This is a genomic window from Exiguobacterium sibiricum 7-3 (assembly GCF_000620865.1).
Taxonomy (GTDB): Bacteria; Bacillota; Bacilli; order Exiguobacteriales; family Exiguobacteriaceae; genus Exiguobacterium_A; species Exiguobacterium_A sibiricum_A.
On sequence record NZ_KK211190.1, the window covers coordinates 2,624,988 to 2,638,226 of the forward strand.

General features: G+C 51.3%; 17 protein-coding genes and 1 riboswitch. Of the genes, 3 read left to right on the top strand and 14 right to left on the bottom strand.

Features of this window, described 5'->3' with window-relative positions; genetic code table 11:
• Positions 1 to 42 precede the first annotated feature (42 nt).
• Complete coding sequence (locus P402_RS0114540) at positions 43 to 336, bottom strand: putative quinol monooxygenase (RefSeq protein WP_026829347.1); 294 nt, start codon at positions 334 to 336, stop codon at positions 43 to 45.
• Between the two features lie 77 nt (positions 337 to 413).
• On the opposite strand from P402_RS0114540, the gene P402_RS0114545 reads away from it, so the two are divergent.
• Together P402_RS0114545 and msrA are read left to right on the top strand one after the other, a co-directional pair.
• Positions 414 to 1,586, top strand: coding sequence for a M20 metallopeptidase family protein (locus tag P402_RS0114545; protein WP_026829348.1), 1,173 nt, complete (start codon positions 414 to 416; stop codon positions 1,584 to 1,586).
• A gap of 71 nt (positions 1,587 to 1,657) precedes the next feature.
• Positions 1,658 to 1,761: riboswitch (SAM riboswitch) on the top strand.
• Between the two features lie 104 nt (positions 1,762 to 1,865).
• Entirely contained in the window at positions 1,866 to 2,396 is a 531-nt protein-coding gene (gene msrA, locus P402_RS0114550) for a peptide-methionine (S)-S-oxide reductase MsrA (protein ID WP_026829349.1), read from the top strand.
• 91 nt (positions 2,397 to 2,487) lie between these two features.
• Here msrA and P402_RS0114555 read toward each other — a convergent pair whose 3' ends face one another.
• From P402_RS0114555 to P402_RS0114565, 3 genes are all read right to left on the bottom strand, one after another.
• Positions 2,488 to 2,967 (bottom strand): DMT family transporter, encoded by a 480-nt coding sequence (locus P402_RS0114555; protein WP_026829350.1) that lies wholly within the window; start codon positions 2,965 to 2,967, stop codon positions 2,488 to 2,490.
• A 25-nt stretch (positions 2,968 to 2,992) separates the two neighbouring features.
• The gene (locus P402_RS0114560; RefSeq protein ID WP_026829351.1) at positions 2,993 to 3,421 is read right to left on the bottom strand and encodes a DMT family transporter; all 429 of its coding nucleotides are present in this window, start codon (positions 3,419 to 3,421) and stop codon (positions 2,993 to 2,995) included.
• Between the two features lie 117 nt (positions 3,422 to 3,538).
• Positions 3,539 to 4,474 (bottom strand): NAD(P)H-dependent flavin oxidoreductase, encoded by a 936-nt coding sequence (locus tag P402_RS0114565; protein ID WP_026829352.1) that lies wholly within the window; start codon positions 4,472 to 4,474, stop codon positions 3,539 to 3,541.
• An 82-nt stretch (positions 4,475 to 4,556) separates the two neighbouring features.
• Between P402_RS0114565 and P402_RS0114570 the strand changes: the two genes are divergently transcribed.
• Positions 4,557 to 5,075 carry a gamma carbonic anhydrase family protein gene (locus P402_RS0114570; RefSeq protein ID WP_026829353.1) on the top strand — a complete coding sequence of 173 codons (519 nt, stop codon included), beginning with the start codon at positions 4,557 to 4,559 and terminating at the stop codon, positions 5,073 to 5,075.
• Between the two features lie 50 nt (positions 5,076 to 5,125).
• On the opposite strand, the gene paaX is transcribed toward P402_RS0114570, so the two are convergent.
• The 10 genes from paaX to paaB form a co-directional block, all read right to left on the bottom strand.
• Positions 5,126 to 6,010, bottom strand: a complete 885-nt coding sequence (paaX, locus tag P402_RS0114575; RefSeq protein ID WP_026829354.1) for a phenylacetic acid degradation operon negative regulatory protein PaaX — start codon at positions 6,008 to 6,010, stop codon at positions 5,126 to 5,128.
• Between the two features lie 76 nt (positions 6,011 to 6,086).
• Positions 6,087 to 6,857, bottom strand: coding sequence for an enoyl-CoA hydratase-related protein (locus P402_RS0114580; RefSeq protein ID WP_026829355.1), 771 nt, complete (start codon positions 6,855 to 6,857; stop codon positions 6,087 to 6,089).
• Positions 6,854 to 8,062, bottom strand: coding sequence for an acetyl-CoA C-acyltransferase (locus P402_RS0114585; protein WP_026829356.1), 1,209 nt, complete (start codon positions 8,060 to 8,062; stop codon positions 6,854 to 6,856). Before P402_RS0114585 ends, P402_RS0114580 begins: the two co-directional genes overlap by 4 nt.
• The gene (locus P402_RS0114590; RefSeq protein WP_026829357.1) at positions 8,059 to 8,928 is read right to left on the bottom strand and encodes a 3-hydroxyacyl-CoA dehydrogenase; all 870 of its coding nucleotides are present in this window, start codon (positions 8,926 to 8,928) and stop codon (positions 8,059 to 8,061) included. The genes P402_RS0114585 and P402_RS0114590 overlap by 4 nt, the downstream gene beginning before the upstream one ends.
• 56 nt (positions 8,929 to 8,984) lie before the next feature.
• A complete protein-coding gene (locus P402_RS0114595; protein ID WP_026829358.1) occupies positions 8,985 to 10,493 on the bottom strand; it encodes an aldehyde dehydrogenase family protein in 1,509 nt (502 codons plus the stop codon).
• A gap of 14 nt (positions 10,494 to 10,507) precedes the next feature.
• Positions 10,508 to 11,284 (bottom strand): enoyl-CoA hydratase/isomerase family protein, encoded by a 777-nt coding sequence (locus tag P402_RS0114600; RefSeq protein ID WP_026829359.1) that lies wholly within the window; start codon positions 11,282 to 11,284, stop codon positions 10,508 to 10,510.
• Positions 11,262 to 11,585 (bottom strand): EthD family reductase, encoded by a 324-nt coding sequence (locus tag P402_RS0114605; protein WP_012369301.1) that lies wholly within the window; start codon positions 11,583 to 11,585, stop codon positions 11,262 to 11,264. The genes P402_RS0114600 and P402_RS0114605 overlap by 23 nt, the downstream gene beginning before the upstream one ends.
• 15 nt (positions 11,586 to 11,600) lie before the next feature.
• Positions 11,601 to 12,095, bottom strand: a complete 495-nt coding sequence (gene paaD / locus P402_RS0114610) for a 1,2-phenylacetyl-CoA epoxidase subunit PaaD (protein WP_026829360.1) — start codon at positions 12,093 to 12,095, stop codon at positions 11,601 to 11,603.
• Positions 12,096 to 12,109: 14 nt separating this feature from the next.
• On the bottom strand, positions 12,110 to 12,895 hold the full coding sequence (gene paaC, locus P402_RS0114615) for a 1,2-phenylacetyl-CoA epoxidase subunit PaaC (protein ID WP_026829361.1): 786 nt from the start codon (positions 12,893 to 12,895) through the stop codon (positions 12,110 to 12,112).
• Positions 12,892 to 13,236, bottom strand: a complete 345-nt coding sequence (gene paaB / locus P402_RS0114620) for a 1,2-phenylacetyl-CoA epoxidase subunit PaaB (protein ID WP_026829362.1) — start codon at positions 13,234 to 13,236, stop codon at positions 12,892 to 12,894. The genes paaC and paaB overlap by 4 nt, the downstream gene beginning before the upstream one ends.
• Between the last annotated feature and the right edge of the window lie 3 nt (positions 13,237 to 13,239).

Here is a 13,239-nt window from a genome sequence, read left to right on the forward strand (position 1 = left end):
TATGGAATCCGAGAGGATCCCATACGCCCTTCTTTCCTTGTTTCAGAATGTCATCTCGACGTATTTCGTCACTTGACGGTCCTCAAGGTATAATTCGATTTGTTCGCGATAGGCTTTATAGTGGTCCGATGCAATGTGGGCCTCAAGTGCTGCCTCATCTTGGTAGACTTCATAGAGCATGAACTGATGTTCATTTTCAATTGATTGATGTAATGTATAACGCAAGCAACCCGGCTCGTTTTGCGCTGCTTTGTAGACCGTACTTAGAATCGGAAAGACTTGATCTGCTAACCCTGCTTTGACTGTAAGAACGGCATTGACGATGATTTCACCCATATGTTGATTCCTCCTCTAATTGATTACCTCTATCTGTACCCGTTTTTACTCAAGACATACCGAAAAGGATGATTTCGATGCAAGAAAATTTATTTACTGCTCTTGATCACTACGAATCCGAGATGATTCGTTTACGCCGTGACTTTCACCGCCATCCGGAACTATCGTTTCAAGAAGTCCGGACGCCTGCTAAAATCGCTGCTTTTTACGATGGACTCGGTATTCCTTACCGTACAAACGTCGGTGGCAACGGCATCGTCGCCACGCTGACCGGCACTCGTCCCGGAAAAACAATCGCCGTTCGGGCCGATTTTGACGCGTTGCCGTTACAGGAAGAAACAGAATTGTCGTTTCGTTCAATCCATCCCGGTGTCATGCATGCTTGCGGACACGACGGGCATACCGCCATCGTTCTTGGACTCGCCGCTGCTTTTCAGGGCATTCAAGATGAATTAACAGGAACTGTCGTCTTTATCCATCAACACGGCGAAGAAGTCTTTCCAGGTGGTGCCATTCAAATGATCGAGGACGGCTGTCTCGACGGCGTTGATGCGATTTTCGGTACTCACCTCGAAAACGAGCTGCCAGTCGGCTCAATCGGTTATCACAGCGGTCATACGTTATGTGCCATCGATGAATTTGAAATCGTCGTTCATGGTCAAGGCGGTCATGCCCAAGCCCCGCACCGGACGCAGGACGCGCTCGTCGCCGGTGCACAGCTTGTCTGTAATCTTCAGCACCTCGTCAGCCGACGTGTTGACCCGTTCGAACCGGCAATCGTTGCGATCGGTTCTTTCCATGCCGGAACAGCACCAAACATCGTGACCGGTGAAGCCCGGATTGTCGGAGAGATCCGGACGTTCAACGAACAACTCCGTCATCAGTTGCGTCAACAGGTGGATCTCGTCGCCCGGACGACCTGCGCCGGCATCGGCGCTGATTATTCGATTGATTTCACGACCGGTTATCCGTCGCTTTGGAATCATCCGGATGAAACACAGCTCGTCCGGGAAGCGGCCAGCTTTTTACCCGAAGCACAGGTTCGTGAGATGAAACCGATGATGGCAGCGGATGATTTTGCCTATTACCTCGAGCAGATCCCGGGCAGTTACTTCTTCACCGGATCTGCGAAAACAGATGGCCGAACAATCTACCCACAACACCATCCGAAGTACGAAATCGATGAGCGGGCCTTACTGATTGGGGCGAAAACATTAGGAGCCACGGTTCTTCGCGCTCTACAAACATAAGGATTGACTTTCCACTTTTATGAATGGTATTATCATCCCAATGATAACGAACTTACATCAACTTCATATAACACTTATCAAGAGTGGACCGAGAGATCTGGATCGATGACGTCCCAGCAACCTGCGCACAGCAAGGTGCTACGACCAGCAAAGCGAAAGCTTTGGTTGATAAAAAGCGGCGACTCCTTTTGCAACCAAGCAAAGGAGTCGTTTTCGTTTTCTCGCTGTCAGAAATGAGAGCACTACGGTTCAAGGAACCAAGGGAAAGGGAGAGATGACATGGAAAAAGCAACATTTGCAGGAGGATGTTTCTGGTGCATGGTGACACCATTTGAGGAATTACCGGGGATTCACAGTATCGTATCCGGTTATACAGGAGGACACGTCGACAACCCGACATATGAGCAGGTCAAAACAGGAACGACCGGACATTCCGAAGTCGTCGAGATTACATTTGATCCGGCACTGTTTTCGTACGAACGGTTACTCGAACTGTACTGGCCGCAGACGGATCCGACCGATGCCGGCGGACAATTCCAGGACCGCGGTACACAGTATGCACCGGCGATTTTTTATCATACGGAAGAACAGCGACTTGCAGCGATTGCATCACGTGATGCATTAGCCGCGACAAACCGTTTCAAACAACCAATCGTCACACGGATCGAACCGGCACATGCCTTCTATCCGGCGGAAGAGTACCATCAAAACTTCCACAAAAAAAATCCGGCGCACTACAAAAAAGACCGGAAAGCTTCCGGTCGCGACGCCTTTATTGATGTCGCCTGGAAAGAAGAAGTATCCGTCTGATTCAGCTTCAAAAAGAGGTCACCCTTTCACGCACTTTACTAGTAGAAGTGGCGTGAAAGAAATGATCTCTTTTTTTAATACCTTTTTTTCTTCAGGAAATGGCTTTAATGTCTTTCTCTTCCTCCACATCCTCCACGACTTGATACCGTTTCAAGACAAAAATGCCACTCAGCATGACGACCAGGCCGATGATCTGACCGAACGACAAATCGACTTTCGGTAAACCGAACCAGCCAAAGACGTCGACACAGAGCGCAAAACTGAGTTGCGAAATCAAGACGACGGAAATCGCAATTGACGGCCCCAGCAGTTGAATGCCGCGCATGACACAAAACACGACGCCGACGCCGACGAACCCGCCAAACAAATAAAGCGGTTTGACCTCGGTAAGTGCCGAGATCTCCCCGCCCCGAAAGAAGACCAGTGCAAGCAACGAACCGAGCAATCCTACCAAAAAGACTAACGTCGTCGTCGCCCAGGCACCAAACGCATGACTCATCCGTGCATTCAAAACCGTTTGCAAACTGATCATCATCCCTGCGACGATAGCACAAAACATACCTAATCCCATTCTATTTCCTCCTCACAAGTTCGACTCAGGCAAACGAAAAGATCAAGACGCCCGTCAACATCAAACCGATACCGATCCACTGTCCTTTATTACTGCTCTTTTTAATGACTCCAAACCAGCCGTTCAAATCAATCACAAAAGCGCACAAAATCTGTGCGACGAGCAACAGCGACATCGCCCATGTCATCCCGAGCAATTGAATCGACGTCAGTTCCGTGACGACGACTAAGACGCCGAGTAATCCGCCGCTTGCATACACAAGTGGCAACGTGCGAAACCCGCCGATTTTCCGGTCCCGAACAAATCCGTAGATCAACAAACAGCCGATTAAACCGACGAAATGGACAATGGTCACGGATAACCACGGACCTACCGCGTCACCGAGACGGGCATTAAAGATGCCTTGCAGCGCGATGAACAGTCCGCTAAATAAAGCAAAAATGATTCCTTGCATCTTCATCCTCCTTTTTCTCTAGTTATGAGTAGACCCTATTCTGCCATCTTTTTAAAGGACAAATGTCCTGAAATCAAAAAAAGCCGACCTCATCGGTCAGCTACGCTTGCATTCAAGCTACTGAAGTGCCCGGTACGTCCGTTCGATCCGTCCAAAGGCATCGTCCATCATCCGGTTAAACAGTTCCGCAACGGTCGGAACATCATCAATCAAACCGGAAATGAGACCGGCATTGACATATCCTGCTGTTTCGTCGCCTTCGAGTGCCCCTTTGATATGAAACGATTCGTTCGTCTGTTCCTGAAAGGCAACGAGTGATGTCGGCTGCAGCGCAGCGACATACGGCCCGTTCAACACCCGCCGGACTTGTCCGATTTCTCGGCCAATGATTCGTGTCTCGAGGTCATCTGCCTGCACAAGATGTCTTTTATAGTGCTCATGTACACGAGATTCTTGTGTCGCAATCAACCGGGTTCCGAGTTGCACCCCTTCTGCTCCGAGCATCCAGGCAGCCGCAAGACCACGCCCGTCGCCGATACCACCGGCGGCAAGGACGGGGATCGTGACATGATCCGTGATTTGCGGAATCAAGGTCATCGTCGTCAACTCAAGTGGTGAATTGATACCTGCGGCTTCGACTCCTTCCGCTACCAGCACATCCACTCCGGCCTGCTCGGCTTTAATCGCTTGTTTAACGGACGCGACGACACCAATCGTCTGGATTTCCGCCTCCCGTAACTTCGATAAAAAAGGAGCCGGATTACCGGCTGACAAGGACACGACCGGAATGCGTTCCTCAATTGCTAACTCAATCAACTGTTCGGTATGAGGTGAGACCCGGATGGCGATATTCAAAGCAAAAGGACGCGACGTCAACCGGCGTGTCGCTTCAATCAATCGTTTGACTTCAGCAGGCGTCATCGTCCCGCATCCAATCGTTCCGAGTCCCCCGGCATTCGAGACCGCTGCCGTCAGTTCGGCATGGCTGATGTTTCCCATACCACCCTGAATGATCGGCACATCGATCTGTAATTTGGTACATAGACGAGACATGGTCTCCCTCCGTTTCCGTTGTTAAGAATGGTATACTAAGTAAGACTGAATTTTAATTCATTTCCAGAAAAGAGGCGTTTTCATGAATATCCCGTACCGCGATATCTCCCCAAGCTTAGCAGCACATGTTTTTGTCGCCCCCGGTGCTTTTTTGATCGGTGACGTGACAGTCGGCGAAGAATCGACGATTTGGTTCAATGCCGTCCTGCGTGGTGATGAAGGTCCGATTACAATCGGCAAACGTTGCAGTATCCAGGATAATGCGACCATCCATCTCTACGAAGGTGCACCGGTCATTGTCGAAGATGAAGTGACGGTTGGTCACAATGCCATCTTGCACGGTTGTAAAATCGGTCGTCGCTCGATTGTCGGTATGGGGGCCACTGTTCTCGATCATGCTGAAATCGGGGAAGAATGTATCATCGGTGCCAACACATTAATCCCGTCCGGCAAAAAATTCCCGCCTCGTTCGCTCATCATCGGATCACCGGGCAAGGTCGTGCGTGAACTCACGGCAGCGGACCTCGAGATGATTCAAGAATCCATCGATTCATATGTCGATAAAGGATACGCTTTCCGGAAACAACTTGCCGAGAATTGATTCCCGGCATAAAAACGCTCATCTCGCTTCTTCGGGATGAGCGTTTTTGTTTATCGTTCTGCGAATAACGGATGTTCCGATGCATCATAATCAGCACTTTTTTGGGTCACATCATGTGTTTCACGGAAGATGGATTCAAAAAACCGACTCGCCGGTTCTGCGAGCAAGCGGTAGTATTGTTCAAACAATAAGGCCGCATGATGACCGCTCCACTCATCCGGTAACAACTCTTGCGGCAGACCGGGATCGGTGAATAAAAATTTCCGGTATTCATGGACAAGGGTCGTCCGTTCGACAAAACACTGCTCCTCGTCCATCTCGCCAAGCTGAATCCGGCTTTGATGGACGATATAACGCCGGCTGTATTCGGCGATGAACCGTTCATACCGTTCTTGCAGTTCGTCCAGGGGAAAAGCGCGTTCGACCAGCGATTGATCCGGTTGCGGTCCATGGTATTCGCCGACGAAAAAATCGACATACTCGGTGATACCGTAGGCGTCAATCAACCGTTCCGCTTCTTTTTCAAGAGGGTTCGGTGAAATCCAGACGCCGTTCGATAAATTACCGAAACCACTCCACGACAACTCTTTCCGTAATTCATCGCGGATTTGCCGTTTGTCTTCCGGAATTGTATACATCAAGGTCCGCCATTTTCCGTCCCAGACATGAGGCGTCGACTTGTAGATTCGTCGAGCGGCTTCTTCCATCCGCTCGACACCACGCGGGGTCAACGAATAAAAACTTTTCGTCCCTTGTTTTTGTGACGTCAACCAACCTTGTTTGACCATCCGGGAAACGGCAACCCGGACAGCCTGTTCATTATGGCCGAATTCTTTGAGCAGACGAATCAGACTGCCGACCCAGATTTGATTGCCGTAATGACGGATGTAATCTCCGTATACTGTAAAAATCATCGATTGTGTATTCGCACTCATGTCATTCACTCTCTCTTTAATATAACGTTTTTTTGTGTACCGTTAGTATACGTGTTATTTCAGAAGACGACCATCCTCATTTCCCTTGAAACTGCGGTGTCCGTTTTTCAGCGAAGGCACGTAACGCCTCCAACCGGTCTTCTGTCGGGATGACCACTTCGTAAGCCGTCGTCTCAATTTCCAATCCTTCCGCGAGCGTATGATCCAGTCCTTGATCAATCGCCATTTTCGCCTGCCGGATCGCGACCGGTCCGTTTTGTAGCATCTCGTCAGCGAAAGCCAGACAGACTTCCATCAATTCTTCCCCCGTCGAGACGACACGCGAGACGATTCCATACTGTTCAGCGGTCTCCGCATCAATTTTCTTAGCGGTGAAAATCAATTCCTTCGCCCGGGTCTCTCCAATCAACCGCGGCAACCGTTGCGTCCCGCCGGCACCGGGAATGATGCCGAAGCTCGTTTCTGTCAATCCGACCAGTGCGCCTTTGACGATCACCCGGAAATCACAGGCGAGCATCCATTCGAAGCCGCCACCGAGCGCATGACCATTGACCGCAGCAATCGTCGGTTGCGGAAGACGCGCGATATCGGTGAAGACGTCACGAATCGCTTCAACGTTTCGTCGTACTTCCGTTTCGTTTAACGTCATCCGTTCCTTCAAGTCAGCACCGGCGCTGAACGCCTTACCTGTTCCGGTAAAGACGGCAACCCGGATAGTCGGATCGTGACGGACAGTCGTGACCAGCTGTTGCAGCTCGACCAGCGTCGGATAATCAAAACAATTCATCCGTTCCGGCCGGTCAATCCGAATGATGGCGACATAGCCCACTCGTTCCAAATGAATCATGCGAGTCCCTCCCGTTCGACCACGAGAGCAATGCCTTGTCCGACCCCGACACACATCGTCGCGAGACCATATGTCTGATTCGTACGGCACATCTCGTGGATTAATGTCGTTAAAATCCGTGCCCCGCTTGCGCCCAGTGGATGACCAAACGCGATGGCTCCTCCGTTGACGTTGACTTTTTCCGGCGGTAATCCGAGTTCTTTCATACAGGCGACACTTTGTGCTGCAAAGGCTTCGTTGAGTTCAATCAAATCCAGTTGCTCCATCGTCAATTTTGCTCGTTCCAGCGCTTTCCGCGTCGCATCGACTGGTCCGATTCCCATGACAGCGGGTTCGACGCCGGCAACGGCACTGGCCCGATAATAGGCAAGCGGCGTCAATCCGAGACGTTCCGCCGTTTCTTCACTCATCAATAACAAGGCGGCTGCCCCATCGTTGACACCGGAAGCATTTCCTGCCGTGACGGTGCCATTCGGAAACAGGCTTTTGAGCGTTCCGAGTTTTTCCCGGCTGGTGTCGGGACGCGGGTGCTCATCCGTATTAACTTCGACGATTTGCCCTTTTCGTGTCGTATACTGCACCGGAATAAGTTCGGTTTGAAAACGATGTGTCTCCATCGCCTGTTTGGCCCGTTGCTGACTCAAATAGGCAAAATCATCCTGTGCTTCCCGAGAAATCCCGTAACGGACGGCGACATGTTCCGCCGTCTCCGGCATCGAGTCCGTTCCGTATTTGGCATTTAGTTTTTCATTGACGAATCGCCAGCCAATCGTTGTGTCATAGATCGTCGTGTTCCCGCGGGCGAAACCCGTTTCCGTTTTTCCCATGACGAGCGGTGCCCGGGTCATGCTTTCCGTTCCGCCGGCAATATAGATGTCCCCTTCGTTCATCGCGATTGCCCGGGCCGCCGCAATGACGGCATCAAGTCCGGAACCGCACAGCCGGTTGACCGTTGTTCCGGCGACTTCGACCGGTAGACCGGCAAGCAAGCCGGACATCCGGGCGACATTCCGGTTGTCTTCCCCTGCTTGATTGGCATTTCCAAAAATCACTTCTTCGATTTGCTTCGGATCGACATCCGGATTCCGGTCAATGAGCGCTTGAATGACACATGCCCCTAAATCATCCGGACGGACATCTTTCAAGGCTCCGTTATACCGGCCAATCGGTGTACGGACGGCATCAATGATCGCCACACGTCTCATCGTGTCTTCACCCCGCTGTCGGAATACTCATAGACACCGCGCCCAGTTTTCCGTCCGAGACGTCCTGCTTTGACATACTGTTCAAGCAGTGGTGCCGGACGATATTTTTCACCCAGTTTTTCATGAAGATAACGCAAATTGTTGAGACGGGTATCGAGCCCGACAAGATCGCCAAGTTCAAACGGTCCCATCGGATAGTTCAGTCCGAGCTTGATCGCTTTATCGATTTCTTCCGGTGTTCCGAGTCCTTCCTGTAACATATAAAAAGCCTCGTTTCCGACGAGTGCACTGATTCGTGACGTGACGAACCCGGGAAACTCCTTGATGACGACCGTCTCTTTCCCCATTTGTTGCGCAACGGTTTCGCATATCATTACCGTTTCGTCAGATGTTTCAAGACCCCGTACCAGTTCGACGAGTGGCATCCGATGCACCGGATTAAAGAAGTGCATCGCCATGACCCGTTCCGGACGCTTCGTAAAGGATGCAATCTCGGTCGGACTCATCGTCGACGTATTGGTCGCAAAAACACAATCGGCCGGCGCAGAGCGGTCCAGTGTCTCAAACACTGTCCGTTTGATCTCGAGCCGTTCCGGAACGGCCTCAATCACAAGATCCGCTCCTTTGGCAGCTTCCCCTAAATCCGTTGCATAACGTAAACGCCCGAACAGTTGCTCGACTTCTTCCGTCGTCATTTTCCCGCGGATGATGGCTTTATCGGCAATTCTTTCTAATTCCTGTTGCGCGGACGTCAGCAACTGTTGCTCGACGTCCACCAATGTCACGTCAAATCCGCTCGCCGCTGCCACGTAAGCAATTCCTCTTCCCATGACCCCCGACCCTACGACAACCATCTGTTGAACCATCATCTGATTTTCCCCCTTTAAAAAAGCGTGCGGACGAACGTCCGCACGCTTGGTTTTTACAGTCCGAACGGATTAAGTGGACGACTGCCGTAATACGACAGGATACTTTTCGTTTCCGTATATAAATCAAGTGTTTCGATACACAGTTCACGACCGAAACCAGATTGTTTGTATCCGCCAAACGGTGTTCCCGGGAAGGCCGAAAATGGACAGTTGATCATGACGATACCGGCTTTGATTTGATTGGCAATCCGTGTCGCGCGTGCCCCGTCTTTTGTCCAAATCGCTGACCCGAGCCCGAATTCCGTATCGTTCGCAAGACGGACAGCTTCTTTTTCATCCTTGAACTTCATCACGACGACGACCGGTCCGAAGATTTCTTCCTGGACAACTTTCATCTCGTGTGTGACATCGGCAATGATGGTTGGTGCATACCAGAAACCTTCTTCAAAACCGGCTACTTTCTCGACTTGACCCCCAGTCAAAATCGTTGCCCCGTCCGCTTTCGCCGACTGGACATAGCCGTCGATGACATCGAGCTGTTGTTGATCGATGATTGCCCCGACGTGTGTGCCCTTGTCAAATGGATTCCCGAGCACCAGTTGTTTCGTTTTTGCGACGAATTGTTCCATGAACGTTTCGTAAATATCTTCATGGACGTACAGGCGCGACCGCGCTTCACACGACTGACCACTGTTGTAAAAGATGCCGAACAGCGAACCGTCGACAGCTGCCGTGATATCGGCATCCTCAAACACGAGGTTCGGTGATTTGCCGCCGAGTTCCAATGTGACGCGTTTTAAGCTTTCCGATGCCCGCCCCATGATGTCTTTTCCGACTGGTGTCGAACCGGTAAAGGCGACTTTATCGACATTCGGGTGTTCCACCAAGTGGTTGCCGATTTCGCGGCCCGATCCCGGAATGACGTTGACGACACCCGCCGGTACACCGGCTTCCAGACAAATCTCGCCAAGGATAATGGCTGTCAAAGGTGTCAGGGTCGCCGGTTTAACGACGACCGAACAACCGACCGCAATCGCTGGTGCGACTTTCCAAGCCGCCATCATCAACGGATAGTTCCACGGAATGATTTGGGCGCAGACGCCGACCGGTTCTTTTTCTGTGTAGTTATGGAACTGCCCCGGCACATTATTGACGGTACCACGGTGACCGACGATCGCACCGGCATAAAATTCAAAGTCTTCAATTGCTTGCGTGATTTGCCCTTGTGCTGCGGCAAGTGATTTTCCCGTATCGAGAATCTCGAGTTCCACGAGTTCATTGAATCGTGAACGCATGATGCCGGCGATTTTGTTCAAAACTTGCGCCCGGCGACCGACCGGCCACATTTTCCATTTCCCGTGATCAAACGCTTCTCGTGCCGCCTGTACCGCACGATCGGCATCGGCTTTTGAAGCTTTCGCGACTTCCGCAATGACTTCGCCCGTTGCCGGATTATAGGTCTTGAATGTCTCCCCTGATGCCCCTTCGACTTGCTCGCCGTTGATGACCAGATGATAAACGGAACGTTTCATCTCGATTGTTTTTTCATGTACCGTTGACATAGCTCCCACTCCTTTTAGTTTCCTTTGAATGTCGGTTGACGTTTGTCTAGAAAGGCTTGCATACCTTCCGTCTGATCACTCGTGCCGAATAGTAAGTAGAAATTTCTTCGTTCATGGTCCATGCCGTCTTGCAGTGACAGATCGCCTGCCTTATCGACGGCATCTTTGATCAGTCGCACGGACATCACGGGTTGTGCCGCAATCCGTCCGGCAACCGCCAAAACGTCTGCTTCGAGTTGGTCCGCTTCCACGATCCGGTTGATGATTCCGAGATGGTGTGCTTCCGACGCCGGCATCCGGTCCCCCGTCCACAACCACTCGAGTGCCCGGGTCCGCCCGATCCGTTTCGTCAATCGTTGGGTCCCGCCAGCTCCCGGCATGACACCGAGTCCAACCTCCGGAAACGCGAACTGGGTCTCGGGTGTCGCATAGATCAAGTCGCAGGCCAGGGCCAGTTCAAATCCGCCGCCGAGTACAAATCCGTGGACAGCTGCAATCAGCGGTTTATGCAGCCGGCTGATCCGGTCCCAATCAGCAAACGGATCAAGAAGTTCCATCGAAATCGGTGTCGCGTCGACCATCTCATCGATGTCTGCTCCGGCTGAAAAGGACTTTCCTTCACCGTTCAGGACGATGACTGCGACCGCCTCATCCTGATCGAATCGTTCCATCGCTTCGACGATTTCCCGAATCATCGTCCGGTTCAGGGCATTGTAACGTTCCGGCCGATTCAGTCGAATCCGGCCGATTCGCCCCTCGATACTTGTCTTAACGTACTGTGGCGTCGGCATGGACTTCCTCACCAATCATTAACGTCACGAGATCTCCTGCAAAGCCCATCAAATCTTTACCGGATGCCTTTCCTTCAAGCGAACGCATGCCGGCTTTCATCGTTTCATGGCTTTCGTAGACCATTTCGCACATCAGATAATATTTACCGTCTCCGCCCATTGGTGAACCGACGATCTTCGTGACCGTCATCTGTTGCAGACCGGGAATCTTTGCCGTCAGTGGACCGTGGACGTTGAAGTAATGCTCGTCAAACTGTTCCTTGTTCTCCGGATGTGTATAAAGCGCGATTAGTTTTACCATGATGATTACCTTCCTTCACATGAGAGTAGAGACGGGTTTCATCGCCTCGAATGGATTTTTGCATGATTTACAATATAAAATGCTGCGACAAGCCGTCGGACCAAACAGATTTTCAATCGAGACGAACGTCGATCCACAGTACGGGCAGTCGATTTCCCAACGACCGTCGACGACTCGTGGCGGAGCGATTCCAAAGGACTTCAGACCGGCAATCCCTTGTTCCGTGATCCGGTCCGATGTCCAAGGCGGATCAAACAGGAAGACGACGTCGACCGTATTGACCCGAGGTACTTGTAACAATGCGGATTCGGTGTTTTTTTGGATGATATCAAGCGCCGGACATCCTAAAAATGTCGGGAGTAATGTAACCCGGACATCATATCCGAACGGTGTCTCTGTCCAGTCCGTCGCTTCGACCATCCCGAGATCGAGAATACTGACCGCATCGATTTCCGGATCCTTGACCGTATCAAGTGCCTGCCGAATCTCCTGTTCTAAACTTGTCGTCATCTGCCGTTCCCCCTTCACCATACCGCTGACTGATCGAGTAGATACACTTCCCCGAGAGTCGATAAGGCATCGTTCAAATCAGAAGAATGTTCTCCGTTTCGTCCGTTATATGCCATTTTCATTTCCGGCAGCGTGACGTTCAGATCGACGAGGACCGGCGTCAGCGCCTGATACCAGCGATCCAGTAAAATCCCCTGTCCTTCAATCAAGCGCATCTCATCAATCGTTTCTGACGCTTCCCCGTAATCAAACAGATCACCGAAGTCAGCCAGCACCCGTTCAAGAGCCGCATCCATTTTCTGACGGGCTGTTTCTGTCGATTGATACAACTGGGTGAACCACGTCTGCCAGTGCAACAGATGGTAATACAACTCCATGTTGACCTTGACGGCGAGTGCTGCGAGTGGCGTATAACTGCTTTTTTTCAACGAATCGACCCGTACCTTTTTCGCGAGTGTATAACAATAATTGCGCACGACGGCATACGCCCAGTCATATTCGGGATTCTCCATATAGTATCCCGGTCCGTTGACCCGTTCGACGAGGACGGAGTTTTTTCGTTCATGGGCGAGTCGTACGTGAGCCAGAGCATCGGCCTTTCCTTCACCGATTTCTTCGAGCAGCTGATAGTACATCGCTGCATGTCCCATCGAATCCTGAGCAATCGAGGACGATGCGACATCTTCTTCGATATGCGGGGCGAGTCCGAGCCACTCCGATCCCCGGTACGCGTATAAAAAGTCGTCATCCGCCAGTTGATAGAGCAGTGAGGCCAAAGCCAACCGTTCTGTTTCCGTCATTTGGAATCGCCTCCTTGCCAGGACATGATTTCTTTTTCGTCGAGCATTTGTTGCTCATAATGACGCCATTTTTTCTTCAGGTAGCCGTACCCTTTCGTCGTTCGGTAATCTTTGTTGTCGAGCCGTTGCAACATCTGCTTTTCATCGGGTGTCATCCCCCGGATATCTTCCCGCTTGACGACCCAGATGTCGACGACCGGCTCGCGGCGCATGAAGTTTTCCTGCGCCATCATTAAGGCCATCTCTTTATTCGGTGCCAGTAGACTGAACTGATGTGTAAAGGCAGCATTCGGCGTCCGTTTACTGAACACCTCGAACTCTTGATAAAACGTTTCCGTCATGGT

What these genes read in the sequence shown, in the direction of transcription:
- P402_RS0114540 (WP_026829347.1), bottom strand. Translation starts at nt 336, where the DNA reads ATGGGTGAAATCATCGTCAATGCCGTTCTTACAGTCAAAGCAGGGTTA.
- P402_RS0114545 (WP_026829348.1), top strand. Translation starts at nt 414, where the DNA reads ATGCAAGAAAATTTATTTACTGCTCTTGATCACTACGAATCCGAGATG.
- msrA (WP_026829349.1), top strand. Translation starts at nt 1,866, where the DNA reads ATGGAAAAAGCAACATTTGCAGGAGGATGTTTCTGGTGCATGGTGACA.
- P402_RS0114555 (WP_026829350.1), bottom strand. Translation starts at nt 2,967, where the DNA reads ATGGGATTAGGTATGTTTTGTGCTATCGTCGCAGGGATGATGATCAGT.
- P402_RS0114560 (WP_026829351.1), bottom strand. Translation starts at nt 3,421, where the DNA reads ATGCAAGGAATCATTTTTGCTTTATTTAGCGGACTGTTCATCGCGCTG.
- P402_RS0114565 (WP_026829352.1), bottom strand. Translation starts at nt 4,474, where the DNA reads ATGTCTCGTCTATGTACCAAATTACAGATCGATGTGCCGATCATTCAG.
- P402_RS0114570 (WP_026829353.1), top strand. Translation starts at nt 4,557, where the DNA reads ATGAATATCCCGTACCGCGATATCTCCCCAAGCTTAGCAGCACATGTT.
- paaX (WP_026829354.1), bottom strand. Translation starts at nt 6,010, where the DNA reads ATGAGTGCGAATACACAATCGATGATTTTTACAGTATACGGAGATTAC.
- P402_RS0114580 (WP_026829355.1), bottom strand. Translation starts at nt 6,857, where the DNA reads ATGATTCATTTGGAACGAGTGGGCTATGTCGCCATCATTCGGATTGAC.
- P402_RS0114585 (WP_026829356.1), bottom strand. Translation starts at nt 8,062, where the DNA reads ATGAGACGTGTGGCGATCATTGATGCCGTCCGTACACCGATTGGCCGG.
- P402_RS0114590 (WP_026829357.1), bottom strand. Translation starts at nt 8,928, where the DNA reads ATGGTTCAACAGATGGTTGTCGTAGGGTCGGGGGTCATGGGAAGAGGA.
- P402_RS0114595 (WP_026829358.1), bottom strand. Translation starts at nt 10,493, where the DNA reads ATGTCAACGGTACATGAAAAAACAATCGAGATGAAACGTTCCGTTTAT.
- P402_RS0114600 (WP_026829359.1), bottom strand. Translation starts at nt 11,284, where the DNA reads ATGCCGACGCCACAGTACGTTAAGACAAGTATCGAGGGGCGAATCGGC.
- P402_RS0114605 (WP_012369301.1), bottom strand. Translation starts at nt 11,585, where the DNA reads ATGGTAAAACTAATCGCGCTTTATACACATCCGGAGAACAAGGAACAG.
- paaD (WP_026829360.1), bottom strand. Translation starts at nt 12,095, where the DNA reads ATGACGACAAGTTTAGAACAGGAGATTCGGCAGGCACTTGATACGGTC.
- paaC (WP_026829361.1), bottom strand. Translation starts at nt 12,895, where the DNA reads ATGACGGAAACAGAACGGTTGGCTTTGGCCTCACTGCTCTATCAACTG.
- paaB (WP_026829362.1), bottom strand. Translation starts at nt 13,236, where the DNA reads ATGACGGAAACGTTTTATCAAGAGTTCGAGGTGTTCAGTAAACGGACG.